Here is a 255-nt window from a genome sequence, read left to right as displayed (position 1 = left end):
TAGGCGCAGATGCGTTGTTGACGTTGGGGTATCGTTGGTTCTCGGCGGGAGGATATTTCGCATCGNAGGCCAGCAATGTATTCGGGGGAGTATTTCTCAACATGGCCATGCGAGAGCACGACTGTGCTGCCTATATTAAGCTCGAAACCAAGGGGTCTGATCCTGATACTTCTTTCCTTGAGGGTCTTGATTTGGGTGTTGATGTGCGTACGTACATGCCTGTCCATTACAAAGTCCTAAAAGCCCTACCCCCAG

At 50.8% G+C, this 255-nt stretch carries 1 pseudogene (running past one end of the window); it reads left to right on the top strand.

Annotation, left to right across the window (positions count from 1 at the left end):
* Positions 1 to 14: 14 nt before the first annotated feature.
* Positions 15 to 255: pseudogene (locus tag TPANIC_RS05680) on the top strand (major outer sheath C-terminal domain-containing protein) (it continues 320 nt past the right edge of the window).

It is taken from the genome of Treponema pallidum subsp. pallidum str. Nichols, from assembly GCF_000410535.2.
GTDB lineage: Bacteria > Spirochaetota > Spirochaetia > Treponematales > Treponemataceae > Treponema > Treponema pallidum.
This window is presented reverse-complemented; position numbering and strand designations above follow the sequence as displayed.